The 17,416-nt window shown below is 72.0% G+C and carries 13 protein-coding genes; 10 read left to right on the plus strand and 3 right to left on the minus strand.

Translation table 11 applies throughout. From position 1 onward, the window contains the following. Window positions 1–176: 176 nt before the first annotated feature. The gene (locus AC07DI_RS25980; RefSeq protein WP_478906290.1) at window positions 177–1,139 is read right to left on the minus strand and encodes a bifunctional DNA primase/polymerase; all 963 of its coding nucleotides are present in this window, start codon (window positions 1,137–1,139) and stop codon (window positions 177–179) included. Window positions 1,140–1,544: 405 nt separating this feature from the next. On the opposite strand from AC07DI_RS25980, the gene AC07DI_RS25985 reads away from it, so the two are divergent. The 9 genes from AC07DI_RS25985 to AC07DI_RS26025 all read left to right on the plus strand — a co-directional run bounded on the left by AC07DI_RS25985 (window position 1,545) and on the right by AC07DI_RS26025 (window position 10,501). Beyond that, the gene (locus AC07DI_RS25985) at window positions 1,545–1,856 is read left to right on the plus strand and encodes a hypothetical protein (RefSeq protein WP_384254636.1); all 312 of its coding nucleotides are present in this window, start codon (window positions 1,545–1,547) and stop codon (window positions 1,854–1,856) included. 237 nt (window positions 1,857–2,093) lie between these two features. Next, on the plus strand, window positions 2,094–3,317 hold the full coding sequence (locus tag AC07DI_RS25990; RefSeq protein WP_478906291.1) for an acyl-CoA dehydrogenase family protein: 1,224 nt from the start codon (window positions 2,094–2,096) through the stop codon (window positions 3,315–3,317). A gap of 47 nt (window positions 3,318–3,364) precedes the next feature. Further along, a complete protein-coding gene (locus AC07DI_RS25995; protein WP_478906387.1) occupies window positions 3,365–4,369 on the plus strand; it encodes a bifunctional MaoC family dehydratase N-terminal/OB-fold nucleic acid binding domain-containing protein in 1,005 nt (334 codons plus the stop codon). 1 nt (window position 4,370) lies between these two features. Further along, window positions 4,371–5,489 carry an acyl-CoA dehydrogenase family protein gene (locus AC07DI_RS26000; RefSeq protein WP_478906292.1) on the plus strand — a complete coding sequence of 373 codons (1,119 nt, stop codon included), beginning with the start codon at window positions 4,371–4,373 and terminating at the stop codon, window positions 5,487–5,489. Next, window positions 5,486–5,893, plus strand: coding sequence for a MaoC family dehydratase (locus tag AC07DI_RS26005; protein ID WP_478906293.1), 408 nt, complete (start codon window positions 5,486–5,488; stop codon window positions 5,891–5,893). The genes AC07DI_RS26000 and AC07DI_RS26005 overlap by 4 nt, the downstream gene beginning before the upstream one ends. Continuing rightward, complete coding sequence (locus tag AC07DI_RS26010; protein ID WP_478906294.1) at window positions 5,890–7,056, plus strand: lipid-transfer protein; 1,167 nt, start codon at window positions 5,890–5,892, stop codon at window positions 7,054–7,056. The genes AC07DI_RS26005 and AC07DI_RS26010 overlap by 4 nt, the downstream gene beginning before the upstream one ends. Window positions 7,057–7,108: 52 nt before the next feature. Further along, the gene (locus AC07DI_RS26015) at window positions 7,109–7,951 is read left to right on the plus strand and encodes a DUF1906 domain-containing protein (RefSeq protein ID WP_384254648.1); all 843 of its coding nucleotides are present in this window, start codon (window positions 7,109–7,111) and stop codon (window positions 7,949–7,951) included. A gap of 182 nt (window positions 7,952–8,133) precedes the next feature. Continuing rightward, window positions 8,134–8,715 (plus strand): SigE family RNA polymerase sigma factor, encoded by a 582-nt coding sequence (locus tag AC07DI_RS26020; RefSeq protein ID WP_384254651.1) that lies wholly within the window; start codon window positions 8,134–8,136, stop codon window positions 8,713–8,715. A gap of 115 nt (window positions 8,716–8,830) precedes the next feature. After that, on the plus strand, window positions 8,831–10,501 hold the full coding sequence (locus AC07DI_RS26025) for a long-chain fatty acid--CoA ligase (RefSeq protein ID WP_478906295.1): 1,671 nt from the start codon (window positions 8,831–8,833) through the stop codon (window positions 10,499–10,501). A 77-nt stretch (window positions 10,502–10,578) separates the two neighbouring features. Here the strand turns inward: AC07DI_RS26025 and AC07DI_RS26030 are convergent, their stop codons facing one another. Then, complete coding sequence (locus tag AC07DI_RS26030; RefSeq protein ID WP_478906296.1) at window positions 10,579–11,892, minus strand: MFS transporter; 1,314 nt, start codon at window positions 11,890–11,892, stop codon at window positions 10,579–10,581. A gap of 203 nt (window positions 11,893–12,095) precedes the next feature. Between AC07DI_RS26030 and AC07DI_RS26035 the strand changes: the two genes are divergently transcribed. Next, window positions 12,096–12,671, plus strand: coding sequence for a TetR/AcrR family transcriptional regulator (locus tag AC07DI_RS26035; protein ID WP_478906297.1), 576 nt, complete (start codon window positions 12,096–12,098; stop codon window positions 12,669–12,671). A 65-nt stretch (window positions 12,672–12,736) separates the two neighbouring features. Here the strand turns inward: AC07DI_RS26035 and AC07DI_RS26040 are convergent, their stop codons facing one another. Then, entirely contained in the window at window positions 12,737–17,347 is a 4,611-nt protein-coding gene (locus tag AC07DI_RS26040) for a PAS domain-containing protein (protein ID WP_478906298.1), read from the minus strand. Between the last annotated feature and the right edge of the window lie 69 nt (window positions 17,348–17,416).

Consider the following 17,416-nt stretch of genomic DNA (forward strand, 5'->3'; position numbering starts at 1 on the left):
CGGCAGAGGAGCAGCACACCTGACGGGCGTCCGCGTGATCAACGCGTCGCCCCGCCACTGGACACGTTCATGCCCTCCATTCGGGGCAGTGGACATCCGCGCGGGGTCGGCGACGTACGGATGTGCGATAGCGCGGGCGTTCCTGCGCCCGTCAAGCGTCCCCTCAGGCGCCCCCGTCAGGCGTGTCCCGTCAGCCGGGCCGCCGAGGCGATCGTCGAGTGGGCCTCGCGTTCGGTGAGACCGACGCGGAGGGCGGCATCGGCGAGTTGCGGGGCCAGAGCCTCGCCGATGCCGTTCTCGTAGGCGCGGCAGGCGGCCCAGAAGAGGCGGGTGTTGCGCTGCCCGTCGTGCGCCGCGAGCACGAACTGAACCAGTCCTTGGCCGCGTTGGGGGTCCAAGTCCGGGTCGGGGTGCCCGGTCGGCAGGTCCATCGCGGGGCGGGGCGGCCGGTGGTGTGCGCGCGGTGGGGGCACGAGCAGGCGCAGCAGCGCGGGTGGGCAGGGTGCGGGCGGCAGGTGGGCGGTGCCGGGCACGGTGGTGTAGAGCCCGTGTTCGGTGCGGGACCCGGGGCCGACGAGGTAGCCGCCCGCGCCCCGGATGTCGATGCCGGGGGCGAGCCGGCCCGCCGAGTTGGGGACCACGGTGTGGGCCGGTCCTGCCAGCCAGATGTGACGACCGCCGCTCGGCGTGGCCACGACGACGGTGCCGGGGATCGTGAAGAGGTGGCGCAGCGCCAGTTCGCGCAGGGCCGCCGGAGCGTCCGTACCGGACTTGGTGTCCAGGTCGACGCCGATCAGATGGTGCGGCGGCAGTCCGCAGGCGATGCCGTAACCGGTGGCCCAGGGGGCTGCGGCGAAGAGTTCACGGATGCGCCGCGGATCGGTCGTCGCGTCGTACACACCGTGCCCTGGGCGGCCGCATTCGCCGTGGCAGAGGGATGGTTGGGGGTCCTCGTGGTGGGGCGAGCGCAGGGCGGGGAGCTTGGTGCGGGACAGCGGGATCACCGCGAGGCCGCGCTCGGCGGCGGACAGGGCGTGGGCGAGCGCGAGGGTGGCGGTTCGGCGGTCGGGAGCGAGGGGGTCGGGGGTGTCGTGGTCGGGGGTGTCGCGGTCGGCGGCATGGCGGTCGGTGGGGGCCATGGCTTCATTTTCGTACGCATGTTCGAAGAAGGGAAGAGGCGGTGGAGTGGAGGCGGCGGGGGGAGCGCGATTGGGAGGGGGCGGCGCCCCCTCGCGCGGGGCGGTCATGAAGACCTGCCGGAACGGTTCGCCCCGTGCGGCGCCTGGCCTGAGCTGCGGTTGGACAGAGTCCGCGCCGAACCGCACCGGGGCTCCGGGGGCGCGAAGAATGTTTATCAATAAGTCACCACGCTTGCGGGGGAATCGGCACTTCCAAGGTGGTTCGCCGGGGATTCGGTGGGCAACTCTGGAGTCGCGACGTCGTGCAGATCGCCAGGGCGGCAGGCCAACCGCCATGGCACAAGCCTTACTTCCGGTACAGCCGGCTCTCGGCCGGTGCGTATCTCGTGCTCTGGAGGAATAGACATGGCAAGCATCCGTACCGCCCGCATCATCGCCGCCGCCGCCGCTGTGCCGCTGGCTGCGGCGCTCTTCTCGGGCATCGCGACGGCCGACAACGGCTCATTCGCGGACAACGGATCGAACGCGGGTGTGGCGACCGTGAACGGCAGCGGCGTCGGCCACAACAACAGCGGCAACTCGTCCACGACGCAGCAGCAGGCCGTCGGCAGCGGTGCCTCCAACCAGAGCAACACCGCCCAGGCCAACGGCTCCGCTTTCACGCCGATCTACCAGTCGAACGAGAACGTCGCGGTCAACTTCGCCAACCTCTGGTGAGCCGTCGGCCTCCGGAGTCGCTCGGGACGACTCCTGGGGGCGTGCGCTGTGGGGTGTGACGTCCTGTGCGGCGGTGCTTCGGCGCCGCCGCACAGGCGTGTTCGGGGTGGGGCGCTGTCGGGTGCAGAGGGAGGGGGTGATGCTCGGGAGCCCGCCCCGGGCGATCTCTTGACACCGGTACGGTATCTGACGGACAGTCAGAAACCCTTGTCGGTACGAGATGGAGAGGCCGCCACCGTGCACCTCGCCCCCACCGAACGTCAGCGCCGACTCCGCGCCGAACTGCGCGCCTACTTCTGTGACGTGATGCCGGAGGGGCCGACCGACCGCACCGACGCGCAGGCCCAGCGCCGCCTGCTGCGCCGGCTCGGCGCCGACGGCATGCTCGGGCTCGGCTGGCCGGTTGAGTACGGGGGCCAAGGGCGCGGCGCCGACGAGCAGTTCGTCTTCTTCGACGAGGCCTACCGCGCGGGCGCGCCGGTGTCGATGGTCACCCTGAACACCGTCGGGCCGACGCTGATGAAGTACGGGACCGAGGAGCAGAAGGCCACCTTCCTGCCGCGCATCCTCAGCGGTGACCTCGTCTTCGCGATCGGTTACAGCGAGCCGTCAGCCGGGACGGATCTCGCGTCGCTGCGGACGAGGGCGGTACGGGTTGGCCCCAATGGCAGTTCCGATGGCAGTTCCGATGGCAGTACTGGTGACGGCGGTGGCGACTGGCTGATCGACGGCCAGAAGATCTTCACCTCGAACGCGCAGAACGCCGACTGGATCTGGCTGGCCTGCCGGACCGACCCCGACGCCCCCAAGCACCAGGGCATCTCGCTCCTGCTCGTACCGACCGACGACCCCGGCTTCTCCTGGACGCCCATCGAGACGGTGGGCGGGCTGACGACGACGGCGACGTACTACGACGGGATCCGGGTCCCCGCCGCGAACCTCGTCGGTGAGGAGAACGGCGGGTGGAGCCTCATCACCAACCAGCTCAACCACGAGCGGGTGGCGCTCGCCGCGCTCGGCATGCAGGCGGAGGACTTCTACGCAGCCGCCCTGGACCATGCGGGCTTGCCCGATCCGGTGACGGGCGAGCGCCGGATTGACGCGCAGTGGGTGCGGTCGCGGCTGGCCGAGACGCATGCGCGCCTGGCGGCGACGCGCCTGCTCAGCTGGCGTCTGGTGGGTGATGTGGGCGATGCGGGCGCGGGTGGTCCGGCGCCGGGCGACGCGAGCGGCGTGAAGTTCATGGGAACCGAATCGGCCGTGGCGGTGTACCGAATATGTCAGGAGATCACGGGGGAGGCGGGGCTCGTCCGGGCCGGTTCGCCGGGCCGGTTCGGGGACGGCGAGCTGGAGCGGATGAACAGGGCGGCGCAGATCAACACCTTCGGGGGCGGGGTGAGCGAGGTGCAGCGGGAGATCGTCGCGACGATGCGGCTCGGCATGCGAAGGGGGCGGCGGTGATGGGGGTGAAGGGAGTGGCAGGGGTGAGTGCGACGGCGACGGCGACGATGGCGACGAGGGTGAAGGACATCGCGTACGCGGAGTTGAAGGCGTTCGAGGGCAGGGCGGCGGAGGAGGAGGGGCGCGGCAAGGACCGGGTCAATCGGCCGATGATCAGGCACTGGTGCGAGGCGATGGGCGACACCAATGCCGCGTATGCGGGCGCGGATCCGGTGGCGCCGCCGACCATGCTGCAGGCCTGGACGATGGGCGGCCTCTCCGCGAACGGCGGACGTTTCCGAGCCCACGACGAGCTGTTCGCGCTCCTTGACGACGCGGGGTACACCTCAGTGGTCGCCACCGACTGCGAGCAGGAGTATCTACGGGCGCTGCGGCCCGGTGACGAGATCACCTTCGACGCGATGATCGAAGCGGTCTCGGAGCGCAAGACGACCAAACTGGGGACGGGCCACTTCGTCACGACCCGGATGGACGTCCGCGCAGGCGGCGAACTCGCGGGAACGCATCGCTTCCGCATCCTCAAGTACGCACCGGCGGGGGCGACGGGTTCGACGGGAACGGGAACGGGATCGGCGGGGGCGGCGGGATCGGCAGAGTCGGCGGGGCAGCCGTCGAAGCAGCCACCGAAGGGCATGCGCCCCCGGCCCCGCCCCGTCGTCAATCGCGACAACGCCGGATTTTGGGCGGGCGTCGCCGACCACCGCCTGCTGATCCAGCGCTGCGCCGGCTGCGGCGAGCTCCGCTTTCCCTGGCTGCCGGGTTGCAACGTCTGCGGTTCGCCCGAGTGGGACACGGTCGAGGCGAGCGGCGAGGGCACGGTCTATTCGTACGTCGTGATGCACCACCCCCCGTTCCCGGCCTTCGACCCGCCCTACGCCGTGGGGCTCGTCGAACTGGCGGAGGGCGTGCGCATCATCAGCAACGTCACCGGGGTGCCGTACGACAAGGTGCGCATCGGGATACCGGTGCGGCTCGAATTCCGGCGCGTCGACGACGAGCTGGAGCTGCCGATGTTCCGTGCCGTGGGCGGCGCTGCGGGGAGTGGAGGCTGACATGGACTTCACGCCCACGGAGGAGCAGGCGGCCGCGCGGGACCTCGCCGGGGAGATCTTCACCGATCTGGCCACACCGGAGCGGCTCGCGGCGGCCGGGACCGGTTCGGACGCCGAGCTGTGGAAGGCGCTGTGCGCCGCGGGGCTGCCGGGCGCGGTGGAGGACATCGGGCTGCTCGGACTCGTGCTGCTCCTGGAGGAGCAGGGGCGGACCACGGCCCAGGTGCCGTTCGCGGCAAGCTGTGTCTACGGCCTGCTCGCGGTGGCCGCGCACGGCACGCCCGCGCAGCGGGACCGGCTGCTGCCCGGACTGCGGCAGGGGAGCGTGGTCGTGACGGGTGCCTTTCCTGCCCGGGGCGGGGTCGAGGCGGCCGGGGGCGGGGTGTTGAGCGGCACGGTGTCATGGGTGCCCTGGCTGCGGGATGCGACGCAGGTCCTGGTGGCGGTCGCCGACCGGAGTCTGTGGCTGGTGCGGGTGGCCGACGCGCGGGTGGAGCCGGTGGAGCTGACCGCGCCCTGGGCGGCGGGGCGGCTCGTCCTCGACCGGGCTCCGGGGGAGCGTCTCGGCGGCCCCTCGGCGTACGAAGACGTACTGGCCAGTGCGCGTACGGCTTTCGCCGGGCTGCAGGCCGGAGTGTGTGCGGGTTCGCTGGCCCGCGCGGTGGCCCACACGAACGCGCGGGAGCAGTTCGGCCGCCCTCTGGCCGCCAAGCAGGGCGTGCAACTTCGGGCCGCCGATGCCTACATGGACACCGAGGCGATACGGGTCACCGCTTATGAGGCGGCCTGGCGCCACGACGCCGGTCTTCCCTACGACACGCACGCGCTCACCGCCGCCTGGTGGGCGTCGGAGGCGGGCACCCGCGTCGTGCACACGGGCCAGCACCTGCACGGCGGCGTGGGCGCCGACCTGGGCCACCCCGTGCACCGGCACTTCCTGTGGGGGCGACAGCTGGACGCGTATCTGGGCTGCGGCAGCGAGGTGCTGGAGGAGTTGGGGGAGCTGATAGCGGAGAGTCGGTCGGTTGCCGAGGGTGAGCCGATAGCCGAGGGCGAGTCAGTGGCCCAGGCGGAGCCGATAGCCGAGGGGGAGTCAGTGGCCGAGGGGGAGTCCGTGTGACGCAGGGCGAAGAGCTGCCTCCGCTGGAGGTTCCGATCACTCGCACGCTGATCGTCGCCGGGGCCATCGCGTCCCGCGACTACCAGGACGTGCACCACGACGCGGAGCTGGCGAGGGCCAAGGGCTCCCCCGACATCTTCATGAACATACTCACCACGAACGGCCTGGTCGGCCGGTACATCACCGACCACTTCGGCCCGACCGCCGTCCTGCGCAAGGTGGCCATCAGGCTCGGGGCGCCCAACTATCCGGGAGACACGATGGTCCTGAGGGGAACCGTCGAGCGGGTCGAGCCCGCACCCGGAGGTGAGACGGCCGTTGTCAGGGTCGTCGGGGCCAACGCCATCGGCAAGCACGTCACCGGCACGGTCACGGTGACCGTTCCCGAGGGAGGCGCCGCATGAGTGTCCGTACGCGCGACAGCCTCGGCGGGAAGGCCGCGATCGTCGGCATCGGGGCGACCGAGTTCTCCAAGGACTCGGGGCGCAGCGAGCTCAAGCTGGCCGTCGAGGCGGTCGGCGCCGCGCTCGACGACGCCGGACTCGCCCCTGCCGACGTCGACGGCATGGTCACGTTCACCATGGACACCAACCCGGAGATCACCGTCGCCCAGGCGGCCGGTATCGGGGAGCTGTCCTTCTTCTCCCGCGTCCATTACGGCGGCGGGGCAGCCTGCGCCACCGTTCAGCAGGCGGCGCTCGCGGTGGCGGAAGGGGTGGCCGAAGTCGTCGTCTGCTACCGCGCGTTCAATGAACGCTCGGGCCGTAGGTTCGGCTCCGGAGTGCAGCAGCGCGAACCGTCCGCAGAGGGCGCCGCGCTCGGCTGGGCCCTGCCGTTCGGTCTGCTGACCCCCGCCTCCTGGGTGGCGATGGCGGCCCAGCGCTACCTCCACACGTACGGGCTGACGCCGGACGCCTTCGGCCCCGTCGCCGTCATGGACCGGAAGTACGCGGCCACCAATCCCGCGGCGTACTTCCACGGGAAGCCGATCACGCTGGAGGACCACGCCGCGTCGCGCTGGATCGTGGAGCCGCTGCGGCTCCTGGACTGCTGCCAGGAGACCGACGGCGGGCAGGCGATCGTGGTGACGAGCGCGGAGCGGGCACGCGACCTCCCGCACCCGCCGGCGGTCATCGTGGCGGCGGCTCAGGGCGCGGGGCGGGCGCAGGAGCAGATGACCAGCTTCTACCGCGACGACCTGAGCGGGCTGCCCGAGATGAATGTGGTGGCCCGGCAGCTGTGGCGGACCTCGGGCCTCGCCCCGGCCGACATCGACGTCGGGATCCTCTACGACCACTTCACGCCGTTCGTGCTGATGCAGCTTGAGGAGTTCGGATTCTGCCCTCCTGGGGAGGCCGCGGGCTTCGTCGCCGAGGAGCGGCTCCCCCTGAACACGCACGGGGGCCAGCTGGGCGAGGCGTACCTGCACGGCATGAACGGCATAGCGGAGGCCGTCCGGCAGGTGCGCGGCACCTCCGTGAACCAGATACCCGAAATCGCGCGCACCTTGGTCACGGCGGGCACGGGTGTTCCCACATCGGGGTTGATTCTGGGGGCGGACGGCTGAACGTGCCGCGTGTCCCGGGCTTGTCGCGCGCTCGGGCCCGTTCACTCGCCCTATGCGTCTCAGAAAGCTGATCATTGGACTTGTCCTCGTCCTGACCGCCCTGACGGCGGACCTGTCGGCGTCGCCACCTGACGCCGCCGCCGGTACCGCCCGGCCCGGTGCGCAGGCGCCCGCCAAGGTGTCGACCTTCCACGGCCGGGCCTTCGACACCTGTATCACCCCGTCCACCGACACGATGCGGCGCTGGCGCAAGTCCAGCTACGGCGCGGTCGGCGTCTACTACGCGGGCCACGGCCGGGCCTGCAAGAACCAACCGAACCTGAACCACGCCTGGATGCGCGCGATGAAGGGGATGGGCTGGCGGGTCCTTCCGGTGTACGTCGGATCGCAGTCGCCGTGTGTGGTCGCGAAGAACAAGAAGCACGTACGCATCGGACGGAACCCCTGGGGTCAGGGGAGCCAGGAGGGGCACGAGGCGGTACGCGTGGCGAAGGCCTTCGGGCTCCGGCAGCAGAGCCCGCTCTACCTCGACATGGAGGCGTACGACTACCGCAACAAGAGCTGCGCCTACACCACGCTCTCCTTCGTCAGGTCCTGGAGCCGCGAGGTCCGCAAGCACGGCTACATCCCCGGGTTCTACAGCAGCGCCGACGCCGGTGTGCGGCACATGGAGCAGGCACGGCGGGCGGGCGTTCGGGACCTGCCGGGCGTCATGTGGTTCGCGCGCTGGCACACCAGGCCGAACCTGGCCGGCGAGCCCGTTCTCGCCCGCAACGCCTGGCAGCCGGCCCGGCGCATCCACCAGTACGCGGGGAACGTGAAGGAGCGGCACGGCGGGCGCACGCTGTGGATCGACCGCAATGAGGTGCACGCCCCCGTGGCACGCATTCGGTAGGCCGACCGCCGTCCGGGGGCGAGGTGCGCCGGGCGGTTCTCGGGGGTGAACCCTCAGAGGGGTGCTCCGTCTCCTCCACCTGTAGGAGGTGGAGCCAACCCCACTCGTACAACCTGAGGCGGACACCGCTTCGGGACCTGCGGCCGATCCGCAGAAGTAGGGGGCGCTTCTAGCGTGGAGCCATGACCGCATCCATGGTGTCCGTGTGCACCAGCGCATCGAAGGCCGCGACGCGGCGCCCGGGGCCGATGAGGGCCACCGGGCCCTCCGCGTACCCGTCGTTCGCGTCTTATGTACGGGCCCGCCAGCCCGTACTGCTGCGCACTGCCCGCTCGCTCACGGCGAATCCGAGCGATGCCGAGGACCTGCTGCAGACCGCGCTCACCAAGACGTATGTCGCGTGGGACCGGATCGAGGACCACCGTGCGCTCGACGGGTACGTCCGCCGGGCCCTGCTGAACACGCGCACGTCGCAGTGGCGCAAGCGGAAGATCGATGAGTTCGCGTGCGACGAGCTGCCGGAGCCCGATGTGACGCCGGTCGGGGATCCGGCGGAGCAGCAGGTGCTCCGGGACGCGATGTGGCGCGCGATCATGAAGCTGCCGGCGCGGCAGCGGGCGATGGTCGTCCTCAGGTATTACGAGGATCTCAGTGAGGCCCAGACCGCCGAGGTGCTCGGGGTGTCCATCGGCACCGTCAAGAGCGCGGTCTCCCGTGCGCTCGGCAAGCTGCGCGAGGACCCGGAGCTGACGCCGGTCCGCTGAGCGGGGCGTTCAGGGGCCGTCAAGGGTGCGGCCGATGATCGATCATCCTCTGGAGTAGTGACATACCAAGCGGTATGCGCGCAGAATCAGCGCAGCCCTTACTGCCGCGTAGGCAATGTCGCCCCAGGAGGACGCCGTGCTGAGCACGATGCAGGACGTACCGCTGACCGTCACCCGCATCCTCCGGCACGGCATGACCGTGCACGGGGCATCGCAGGTCACGACCTGGACCGGCGAGGGCACACCGCAGCGCCGCAGCTACCGCGAGCTCGGTGAACGCACGGCCCAGCTCGCCCACGCCCTGCGTGAGGACCTCGGCGTCACGGACGACGAGCGAGTTGCCACTTTCATGTGGAACAACGCCGAGCACGTCGAGGCCTACTTCGCCGTGCCCTGTATGGGCGCCATCCTGCACACCCTCAATCTGCGGTTGCCCGCGGACCAGCTGACGTGGATCGTCAATCACGCCGCCGACCGCGTCATCATCGTCAACGGCTCCCTCCTCGGCCTGCTCGCACCTCTCCTGCCGCGGCTGACGAGCGTCGAGCACCTGGTGGTCTCGGGCCCCGGCGACCGTTCCCTGCTGGCGGGTGCCGACGTTCAGGTGCACGAGTACGAGGAACTGATCGCGGGCAAGCCCACCGCCTACGACTGGCCCGAGCTGGACGAGCGGGCCGCGGCGTCCATGTGCTACACCTCCGGCACCACCGGTGACCCCAAGGGTGTCGTCTACTCCCACCGGTCGATCTACCTGCACTCCATGCAGGTCAACATGGCGCAGTCGATGGGCCTCACGGACGCGGACACGTCGCTGGTCGTCGTCCCGCAGTTTCACGTCAACGCCTGGGGCCTGCCGCACGCGACCCTCATGACCGGCGTGAACATGCTGATGCCGGACCGTTTCCTGCAGCCCGCCCCGCTCGCCGAGATGATCGAGGCGGAGCGGCCCACGCACGCGGCCGCCGTCCCCACCATCTGGCAGGGCCTGCTCGCCGAACTCACCGCGAAGCCGCGCGACGTCAGCTCGCTCGGCCAGGTCACCATCGGCGGCTCGGCCTGCCCGCCGTCCCTGATGGAGGCCTTCGACCGGCTCGGAATGCAGGTCTGCCACGCCTGGGGCATGACGGAGACGTCCCCGCTCGGCACGGTGGCCCGCCCCCCGGCCCACGCCGTCGGCACCGAAGAGGAGTTCAACTACCGGCTCACGCAGGGCCGCTTCCCCGCCGGGGTCGAGGCCCGCCTGGTCGGACCCGATGGCGAACACCTGCCGTGGGACGGTGAGTCGGCCGGTGAGCTGGAGGTGCGCGGCCCCTGGATCGCGGGCGCCTACTACGGCGGCGCGGGCGGTGAAGCCCTCAGGCCCGGGGACAAGTTCAGCGAGGACGGCTGGCTGAAGACCGGTGACGTCGGCGTGATCACCGCGGACGGCTTCCTCACCCTCACCGACCGGGCCAAGGACGTCATCAAATCGGGCGGCGAGTGGATCTCGTCGGTCGAGCTGGAGAACGCCCTGATGTCCCACCCTGACGTCGCCGAGGCCGCGGTCGTGGCCGTGCCCGACGACAAGTGGGGCGAACGACCGCTCGCCACAGTCGTGCTGAAGGAGAACGCGACCGCCGACTACACCTCCCTCCGTGACTTCCTCGCGGGCAGCATCGCCAAGTGGCAGCTACCCGAACGCTGGGCGATCGTCACCGCGGTACCGAAGACCAGCGTCGGCAAGTTCGACAAGAAGGTCCTGCGCCGGCAGTACGCGGCGGGCGAACTGGACGTCACGCGGCTCTGACGCGACCAGGGTCGGAGCGGGACGGGCGCGGGGGCGGGGCCGGGCGTTGGCGGTCGGGAGTCGGCTGAGGGTGGTCGTCACGCCGTCCCGGCGGTGCCGACGGGCTTCCTGCCACCGCGCCGGGCCGGTATCGCGGTCGACACCCAGCCGAGTGCGAGCCAGAGGGCGGCGACCGCGCACACACCCGTCCAGCCCCACTGCGTGAACGCGGTGCCCGCGAGGGCGGAGGCCAGCGCGCCGCCCGCGAAGCCGGCCACCACATAGGCGGTGTTGGCCACCGCCGGTGTGGAGGTGGTCGTCAGCGCCAACGTCTGGTTGGCGATGTGGTTGGCGACCAGCGCCACGTGAAGGGCGACCGCCCCCGCGCAGAGAGCCCAGAGGGCGCCGCCGCCCAGCCAGAAGAGCGGCACGGAGACCGCCGCCGTGGCATACGCGTACGCGACGACCTTGGCCGCGCCGAAGCGGTCGACGAGCCCGCCCGCGAGCGGCGCCACGACGGCGGCCGCGAGACCGAAGAGCCCGAAGAGGCCCGCGGTGGCGGTCGTCATGCCGTACCCACCGTCGCCGCTCTCGGTGAGCAGCACGGCCAGGGAGGTCCACAGCGCGCTCCACGCCCCGTACATCCCGGCCTGGCGGACGCAGGCGCCCCGCAGCTCGGCGGAGCCGCGCACCACACCGGGGAGTTGGGCGAGACCGGCGAAGAGCGGTCCCGTCCTACGGCGCCGCTCGGCGGGCAGCACGGCGGCGGAGGCCAGGCCGAGCAGTGCGGTGAGGACGGCGGCGCCCACGAAGACGTAGCGCCAGCCGAAGGCCTGGCCGACGAGGCCGCCGAGCACGCGGGCCGCGACGATTCCGGCGAAGAGACCGGCTATGACCGCCGCGACATGGCTGGCCCGCCGGTGCGCGGGTGCCCGCTCGGCGACCAGCGGCACGAGCAACTGCGGCACGACCGTGGCCGCGGAGGCCACCAGGACGGTGGCGGCGAGCGCGGTGGCCCCCGAGGTGGTCGCGCCCAGGGCGAGCGCCACCGCCGCGACGACGGAGAGCACCGCGACGAGCCCGCGGCGGTTCACCCGGTCTCCGAGCGGGGCGAAGAACAGCAGCCCCGCCGCGTAACCGAACTGGGCCACCGAGGCGACCCACGCGACGGCCGACGGGGTGGACCCGAAGTCGCGGGCGATCAGGGGGAGCAGCGGCGCGGCGATGTAGATGTTGGCGGCCGTCACCGCGGTGCAGACGGCTATGAGGACGAGGAAGACGCCTTGAGGTACGGAGGTGGGGGGTGCTTCTTGAGCGGGTGCTTCGTGTGCAGTTGTTTGGTGAGTGGGTGCCTCACGTACAGGTGCTTCATGTGCGGTGGTTGAGGGCGGTGAGGTGGGTGCTGAAGGCATGAGGGAGCTGGACTCCTTCGCGTAGCCGCAGGCCGGTAGTCGGCAGCCGGTAGCTCGTAGCCGGTTGCCGTGACGAATGGGCGGGACGCCAGTCGAGTGCTGGCAACCAACTGGTTGGTTGGAAAAAGTCTGCGCCTGCCGCGGTCGGTCTGTCAAGCAACCAAACAGTTGGTTACCCGAACGGGTTCGCCTACCCTGTGCGCATGGCAGTGAGAGACCCCGAGGCCACCAAGGCGCGGATCTTCGATGCGGCGGTCGCCGAGTTCGCCCGGTACGGCATCGCGGGCGCCCGCATCGACCGCATCGCGAGTCAGGCGAAGGCGAACAAGCAGCTCATCTACGCCTACTTCGGCAACAAGGCGGAGCTGTTCACGCAGGTCCTGGAGGCGCGGATGCTGGAGATGGCCGTCGCCAACCCCGTCGACGCGGACGACATGGACGGCTGGATGGACCGGCTGATGGACTACCACGCCGCCCACCCCGAGCTGCTGCGCCTGCTCTTCTGGGAGGGCATCGAGTACGACACGGACGAGCTCCCCGACGAGCCGGAGCGCCGCGACCACTACGACCGCAAGGTCGCCGTGCTGGCCGACGCTCAGGCCCGGGGCGTCATCGGCGACGAGATCCCCGCGTCCCACCTGCTCTTCATGGTGGTCGCGCTGGCCGGCTGGTCCACGGCCGTGCCGCAGATGCGGCGCATCCTCGTCGGCGACGAGGACACCGACCGCGAGCGGCTGCGCGCCTCGATCAAGGCGGCGGTGCGGCGCATAACTGCTTAGAGCCCGTGTGAGCCCGTGTGAGCCCGTGTCACACAGGCTCCTGGAGCCAGACGGCCGCCGTACCGCTAGTTCGTGCCGATCTTCGCCAGCAGGTCCACGATCCGGCTCTGCACCTCAGTGCTGGTGGAGCGCTCCGCCAGGAACAGCACGGTCTCGCCCGCCGCGAGCTTCGGCAGGTCCGTCTTGTCGACGGCCGCCGTGTAGACGACCAGCGGAGTGCGGTTCAACTGCCCGTTCGCGCGCAGCCAGTCGACGATTCCGGCCCTGCGGCGACGCACCTGGAGCAGGTCCATCACCACGAGGTTCGGCCGCATCTGCGCCGCGAGCGTCACCGCGTCCGCGTCGCTCTCGGCCCGCGCGACCTGCATGCCGCGCCGCTCCAGCGTGGCGGTCAGGGCGAGCGCGATCTCCTCGTGCTCCTCGATGAGCAGGACCCGCGGAGGGTGCTGCTCGCTGTCGCGCGGCGCGAGCGCCTTCAGGAGTACGGCGGGATCGGCGCCGTACGCCGCCTCGCGCGTCGCCTGCCCGAGGCCCGCCGTCACGAGCACGGGCACTTCGGCGGCCACGGCGGCCTGACGCAGCGACTGCAACGCCGTACGCGTGATCGGCCCGGTCAGCGGGTCGACGAAGAGCGCCGCGGGGAACGCCGCGATCTGCGCGTCGACCTCCTCCCGCGAGTGCACGATCACCGGGCGGTAGCCGCGGTCGCTCAGGGCCTGCTGCGTGGTGACGTCGGGCGCGGGCCACACCAGGAGACGGCGCGGGTTGTCCAGCGGCTCGGGCGGCAACTCGTCGTCCATCGGCTGGGGCTGGGGCCGGTTCGCGATCTCGACGGCACCGCCGGGACCGTCCAGCGGCTCCGGGCCCTCGTCCGCGTCCTCGTCGGGGGCACCGATCGCGTACGAACGTCCGGCGCCCTCGGTGGCGGACGGGATACGGGACTGGGGGTGTGCCGAGGTGGGCGGCTGGGGGTGCGGGTGCGGGCGGGCCGAGGCCTCGGGGCGCTCGTCGGTCGCGGGGTCGGGGGGCGTGCCGAGGCGGCGTCGGCGTCCGGAACCGCCGAGCGTGTTCGACTGCGCGGCGCCGACCTGCGGCTGAGCCTGCCCTTGGCCATGACCTTGGCCATGACCTTGGCCTTGGCCTTGGCCAGGACTTTGGCTTTGGCCAGGACTTTGTGGCCGGCCCGCTTCCGGGCGGCCCTTGGGCGCGGCCGACGGCGCGTGGGGGGAAGGTGCGCCGGCGGGCGGCGCGGTCTGCGGTACCGGCATCGGACCCGCCGCGGTGGCCGCCTGGCCGGGCGCCGGGGCCTGGGGCGGCAACGGGGGCTGTGGAGGCTGTGGTGCCTGGGGGATCCGGGCGTTCCTCGGCGGCTGCTGGCCATGGCCCTGACCCGGTACGGACGTGCCGCCCTGCGGGCCGCGCTGCTGCTCGGCGGGCACCTGCTGGCCGAACGGCACGCCCTGCCCGAGGGTGCGCACGCTGATCGAGCGTCCCTGGGTCGAGTTGGGGTCCCCGGCAGGAGCCTCGGCGGGCAGCGGCTGTGCCGCTCGCGCCTGCGTACCGTGCGGGGGGGTGCCGTGCGCGGGGGTTCCCGCCGCGTGAGGGGTGCCGTGCGCCGGGGTGCCCGCCCCGTGCGGGGTGCCCTGAGCGGGTACGCCGCCGGGCGGAGTCGTGCCGTCGGGCCACGGCTGCGGTGCGGGCAGCGGGCCGGGCGCGGCGCCACCGCCACTCCGCTGGGGCTGCGGCGCGGTCTGGTCCTGGGGCCGACGGCCCCGACCGGGCGCAGACGCCTGCGGACCGGCCTCCGGGGTGTACGGGGCCTGCGGGGCCTGCGGGGACTGCGGGGCTTGAGGAACCTGTGGGGCCTGCGCGGCCCGCGGCGCCTGGGCCGGTCCTCGGCGCGAACGGTGGCCCGTCGGCGCCTGCGTCGGATGGGGCTGCGGCGGTGTGTGATCGTCGCCGCCTCGGCCCGCGGCCGCGGCGTGCTGCCCGGTGATCTCCTGCGCGGCCGCGTACTCCTGGCCAGCGGCATGACCGGCGGGGGCGTACCCCGCGACGTCCTGGCCCGGCGTGCGGTCGGCCGTGGCGGGCGGCAGCGCGAAGACGCGTCCGCTGTTCGCCTCTTCCGCGGCGGCACGCTCCTTGGCGGCGGCCAGCGCACGGCGCGCCCGCCGTCCCGTGGGCCGCGTGGCGGCGTCGCCGTGCCCGGCCCCGGCCTCGACGGCGGCAAGCTCGGCGCCCGTGGAGGCGCCGGACGCCTCGGAAGAACCCGAAGCCAGCGCGGGCAGCGCGTGCTGTTCGCCGATCCGACGGGCCCGACGTCCGGTCGCCCCTTCGGCATCGGCGACGGGCACGCCCTGCGGTGGCACCGTCTCGCCCAACGCGGCAGATCCGGCCGCGTGTTCGGCCGCCGTCATCACGGCGCCCTCCGCGGCGCTCGGACGACCTCGCCGCCGCCCCGTACCGCCGGAAGCGCCGGACACGCCGGACACGCCACCGAACGTCTCCGAAGCGTCCGCCCCCACACCGGTACCGCTCTCCGGATCAGCGGTCACCGAACCGGAACCGAGCGTCTCCGAAGAGGCCGCCTCCGCCGCGCGCCGCCCCCTGCGTCGCCCCGTGCCCGTGCCCGTGCCGGTGCCGGTGCCGGTGCCCGTGCCGGTCGGCGACGCCACCGCGCCACCCTCCGTACCAACCGAAGAACCCTCAGAGGCTCCCGGAATAGCACTCTCCAGGAAGGAGTCCACCGAGGAACGCCGAGCCCGCCGACGCCCGCCACCACCGGAACCGCCCATGGCCTGCTCGGGCACCATCACCGAACTACCGGGAAAAGCACCCGCCCCGGGGACGGCCCCCGCCGAAATCGTCCTCTCCGAAGAACTCGAAGAACTCGAAGAGCCCACAGCGGCCGAAGATTCGCCTGCCTGCCCCCCACTCACCACACCCGTAGCGCCGCCCCCGGAACCACCGCTCTCCGAAGAGCCCGATCCCATCGGTACTTCGAGGACGTACGCACTGCCGCTCATGCCCGGCACCTCGTGCGTCTGGAGCACGCCGCCGTGCGCCCGCACGATGCCCCGCACGATCGGCTCGTGGACCGGGTCGCCCCCGGCGTAAGGCCCCCGCACCTCGATGCGGACCACCTCGCCGCGCTGGGCCGCGGCCACGACGATGGTGGAGTCGACGTAGCCACCCGCCGCGGCGACCCCGGCGACACCGGCACCGGAACCAGCACCCGCGCGCGTGTTGCCGGTCGCGTCGATGCCCGCGACGTCCGCGACGAGGTGGGCGAGCGCCGTGGCGAGGCGTTCCGGGTCGACCGTGAGCTCTATCGGCGGCGCGTGCACCGCGAACTGCGCGCGGCCGGGGCCGATCAGTTCGACCGCGCCCTCCACACCGGCGGCGACGACCGCGTCGAGCATGACCGTCGTACGGGAAAGCTGTTCGTCGCCCGCGTCGAGCCGCTGGAAGCCGAGGACGTTGTCGACGAGGGTGGTCATCCGGGCGTACCCGGCCGACAGGTGGTGCAGGACCTGGTTGGCCTCGGGCCACAGCTGGCCCGCGTCGTCCGAGGCGAGCGCGGCCAGTTCGCGGCGCAGCTCGTCCAGGGGCCCGCGCAGCGAGGAGCCGAGGACGGCGAGCAGCTGCTCGTGCCGCGCGGCCAGGGTGTCGTACCGCCCCTTCTCGCGTTCGGCGAGTTCCTCGAAGCGGTCCTTCTCGCGCTCGGCGAGCGCCGCGTACCGCTCCTGCTCGGCGGCGAGTTCCTCGGCCCGCTGCTCCTCGGCGGCCTCGATCTCGGCGGCGCGCCGCTCGGCGGCGGCGCGGATCTCGTCCTCGTGCCGGGCGAGCGCGGCCTCGTACTTCTCGTTCAGCTCGTCGTAGGGCCTGCGGTCGGTGAACGTCATCACCGCGCCGACCAGTTGGTCCCCGTCGCGCACCGGCGACGTCGTCAGGTCCACCGGCACCTTGGCGCCGCTCTTGGACCACAGGACCTGTCCGCGCACCCGGTGTTTGCGGCCCGAGCGCAGCGTGTCGGCGAGTGGGGACTCCTCGTACGGGAAGGGCTCGCCGTCGGCGCGCGAGTGCAGGACCAGCGGGTGCAGTTCCTGCCCGCCGAGGTCACTGGCCCGGAACCCCAGTATCTGGGCGGCCGCCGGGTTGACGAGGACGACCCGTCCGTCGGTGTCCGTGCCGACGACGCCCTCGGCCGCGGCCCGCAGGATCATCTCGGTCTGCCGCTGGGAGCGCGCGAGTTCGGCCTCGGTGTCCACCGTGCCCGAAAGGTCCCTGACGACCAGCATGAGCAGTTCGTCGCCGGTGTACCCATGGGCGTCGTACGCGGTCCTGCCGTCCTCCAGCGGGGAGCTGGTGACCTCGACGGGGAACTCGGTGCCGTCCGTGCGCCGTGCGGTCATCCGCGTCGGCTTGGTGCGCCCGCGCTCGTCGATGGTGTCCGGGCGCCGCATGGAGCCGGGGATGAGCCGGGAGTCGAACTCCGGCAGCAGATCGAGCAGACCGCGCCCGACGAGCGCGGTCCCGGGCGTTTCGAACGCCTCCAGCGCGATGGCGTTGGCGTTGACGACCGTGCCGTTGGCGTTGACCAGGACCAGCGCGTCCGGCAGTGCGTCGAGTATGGCTGCGAGGCGAGCAGCGCCTCGGGATGGCCTGCTGCTCACGACGACGCTTCCTCCCTGATTACCGCTTCTTGCCGACTCGCTCAGGCCATCTTGCCCCTCGGCCCGTGG

The organism is Streptomyces sp. NPDC044106 (assembly GCF_056433985.1).

Coding starts and splice junctions, on each gene's coding strand:
- AC07DI_RS25995 (WP_478906387.1), top strand. CDS start 3,365: ATGGCGACGAGGGTGAAGGACATCGCGTACGCGGAGTTGAAGGCGTTC.
- AC07DI_RS26030 (WP_478906296.1), bottom strand. CDS start 11,892: ATGCCTTCAGCACCCACCTCACCGCCCTCAACCACCGCACATGAAGCA.
- AC07DI_RS25980 (WP_478906290.1), bottom strand. CDS start 1,139: ATGGCCCCCACCGACCGCCATGCCGCCGACCGCGACACCCCCGACCAC.
- AC07DI_RS26010 (WP_478906294.1), top strand. CDS start 5,890: ATGAGTGTCCGTACGCGCGACAGCCTCGGCGGGAAGGCCGCGATCGTC.
- AC07DI_RS26000 (WP_478906292.1), top strand. CDS start 4,371: ATGGACTTCACGCCCACGGAGGAGCAGGCGGCCGCGCGGGACCTCGCC.
- AC07DI_RS26025 (WP_478906295.1), top strand. CDS start 8,831: ATGTCGCCCCAGGAGGACGCCGTGCTGAGCACGATGCAGGACGTACCG.
- AC07DI_RS26020 (WP_384254651.1), top strand. CDS start 8,134: ATGACCGCATCCATGGTGTCCGTGTGCACCAGCGCATCGAAGGCCGCG.
- AC07DI_RS26015 (WP_384254648.1), top strand. CDS start 7,109: ATGCGTCTCAGAAAGCTGATCATTGGACTTGTCCTCGTCCTGACCGCC.
- AC07DI_RS25985 (WP_384254636.1), top strand. CDS start 1,545: ATGGCAAGCATCCGTACCGCCCGCATCATCGCCGCCGCCGCCGCTGTG.
- AC07DI_RS26035 (WP_478906297.1), top strand. CDS start 12,096: ATGGCAGTGAGAGACCCCGAGGCCACCAAGGCGCGGATCTTCGATGCG.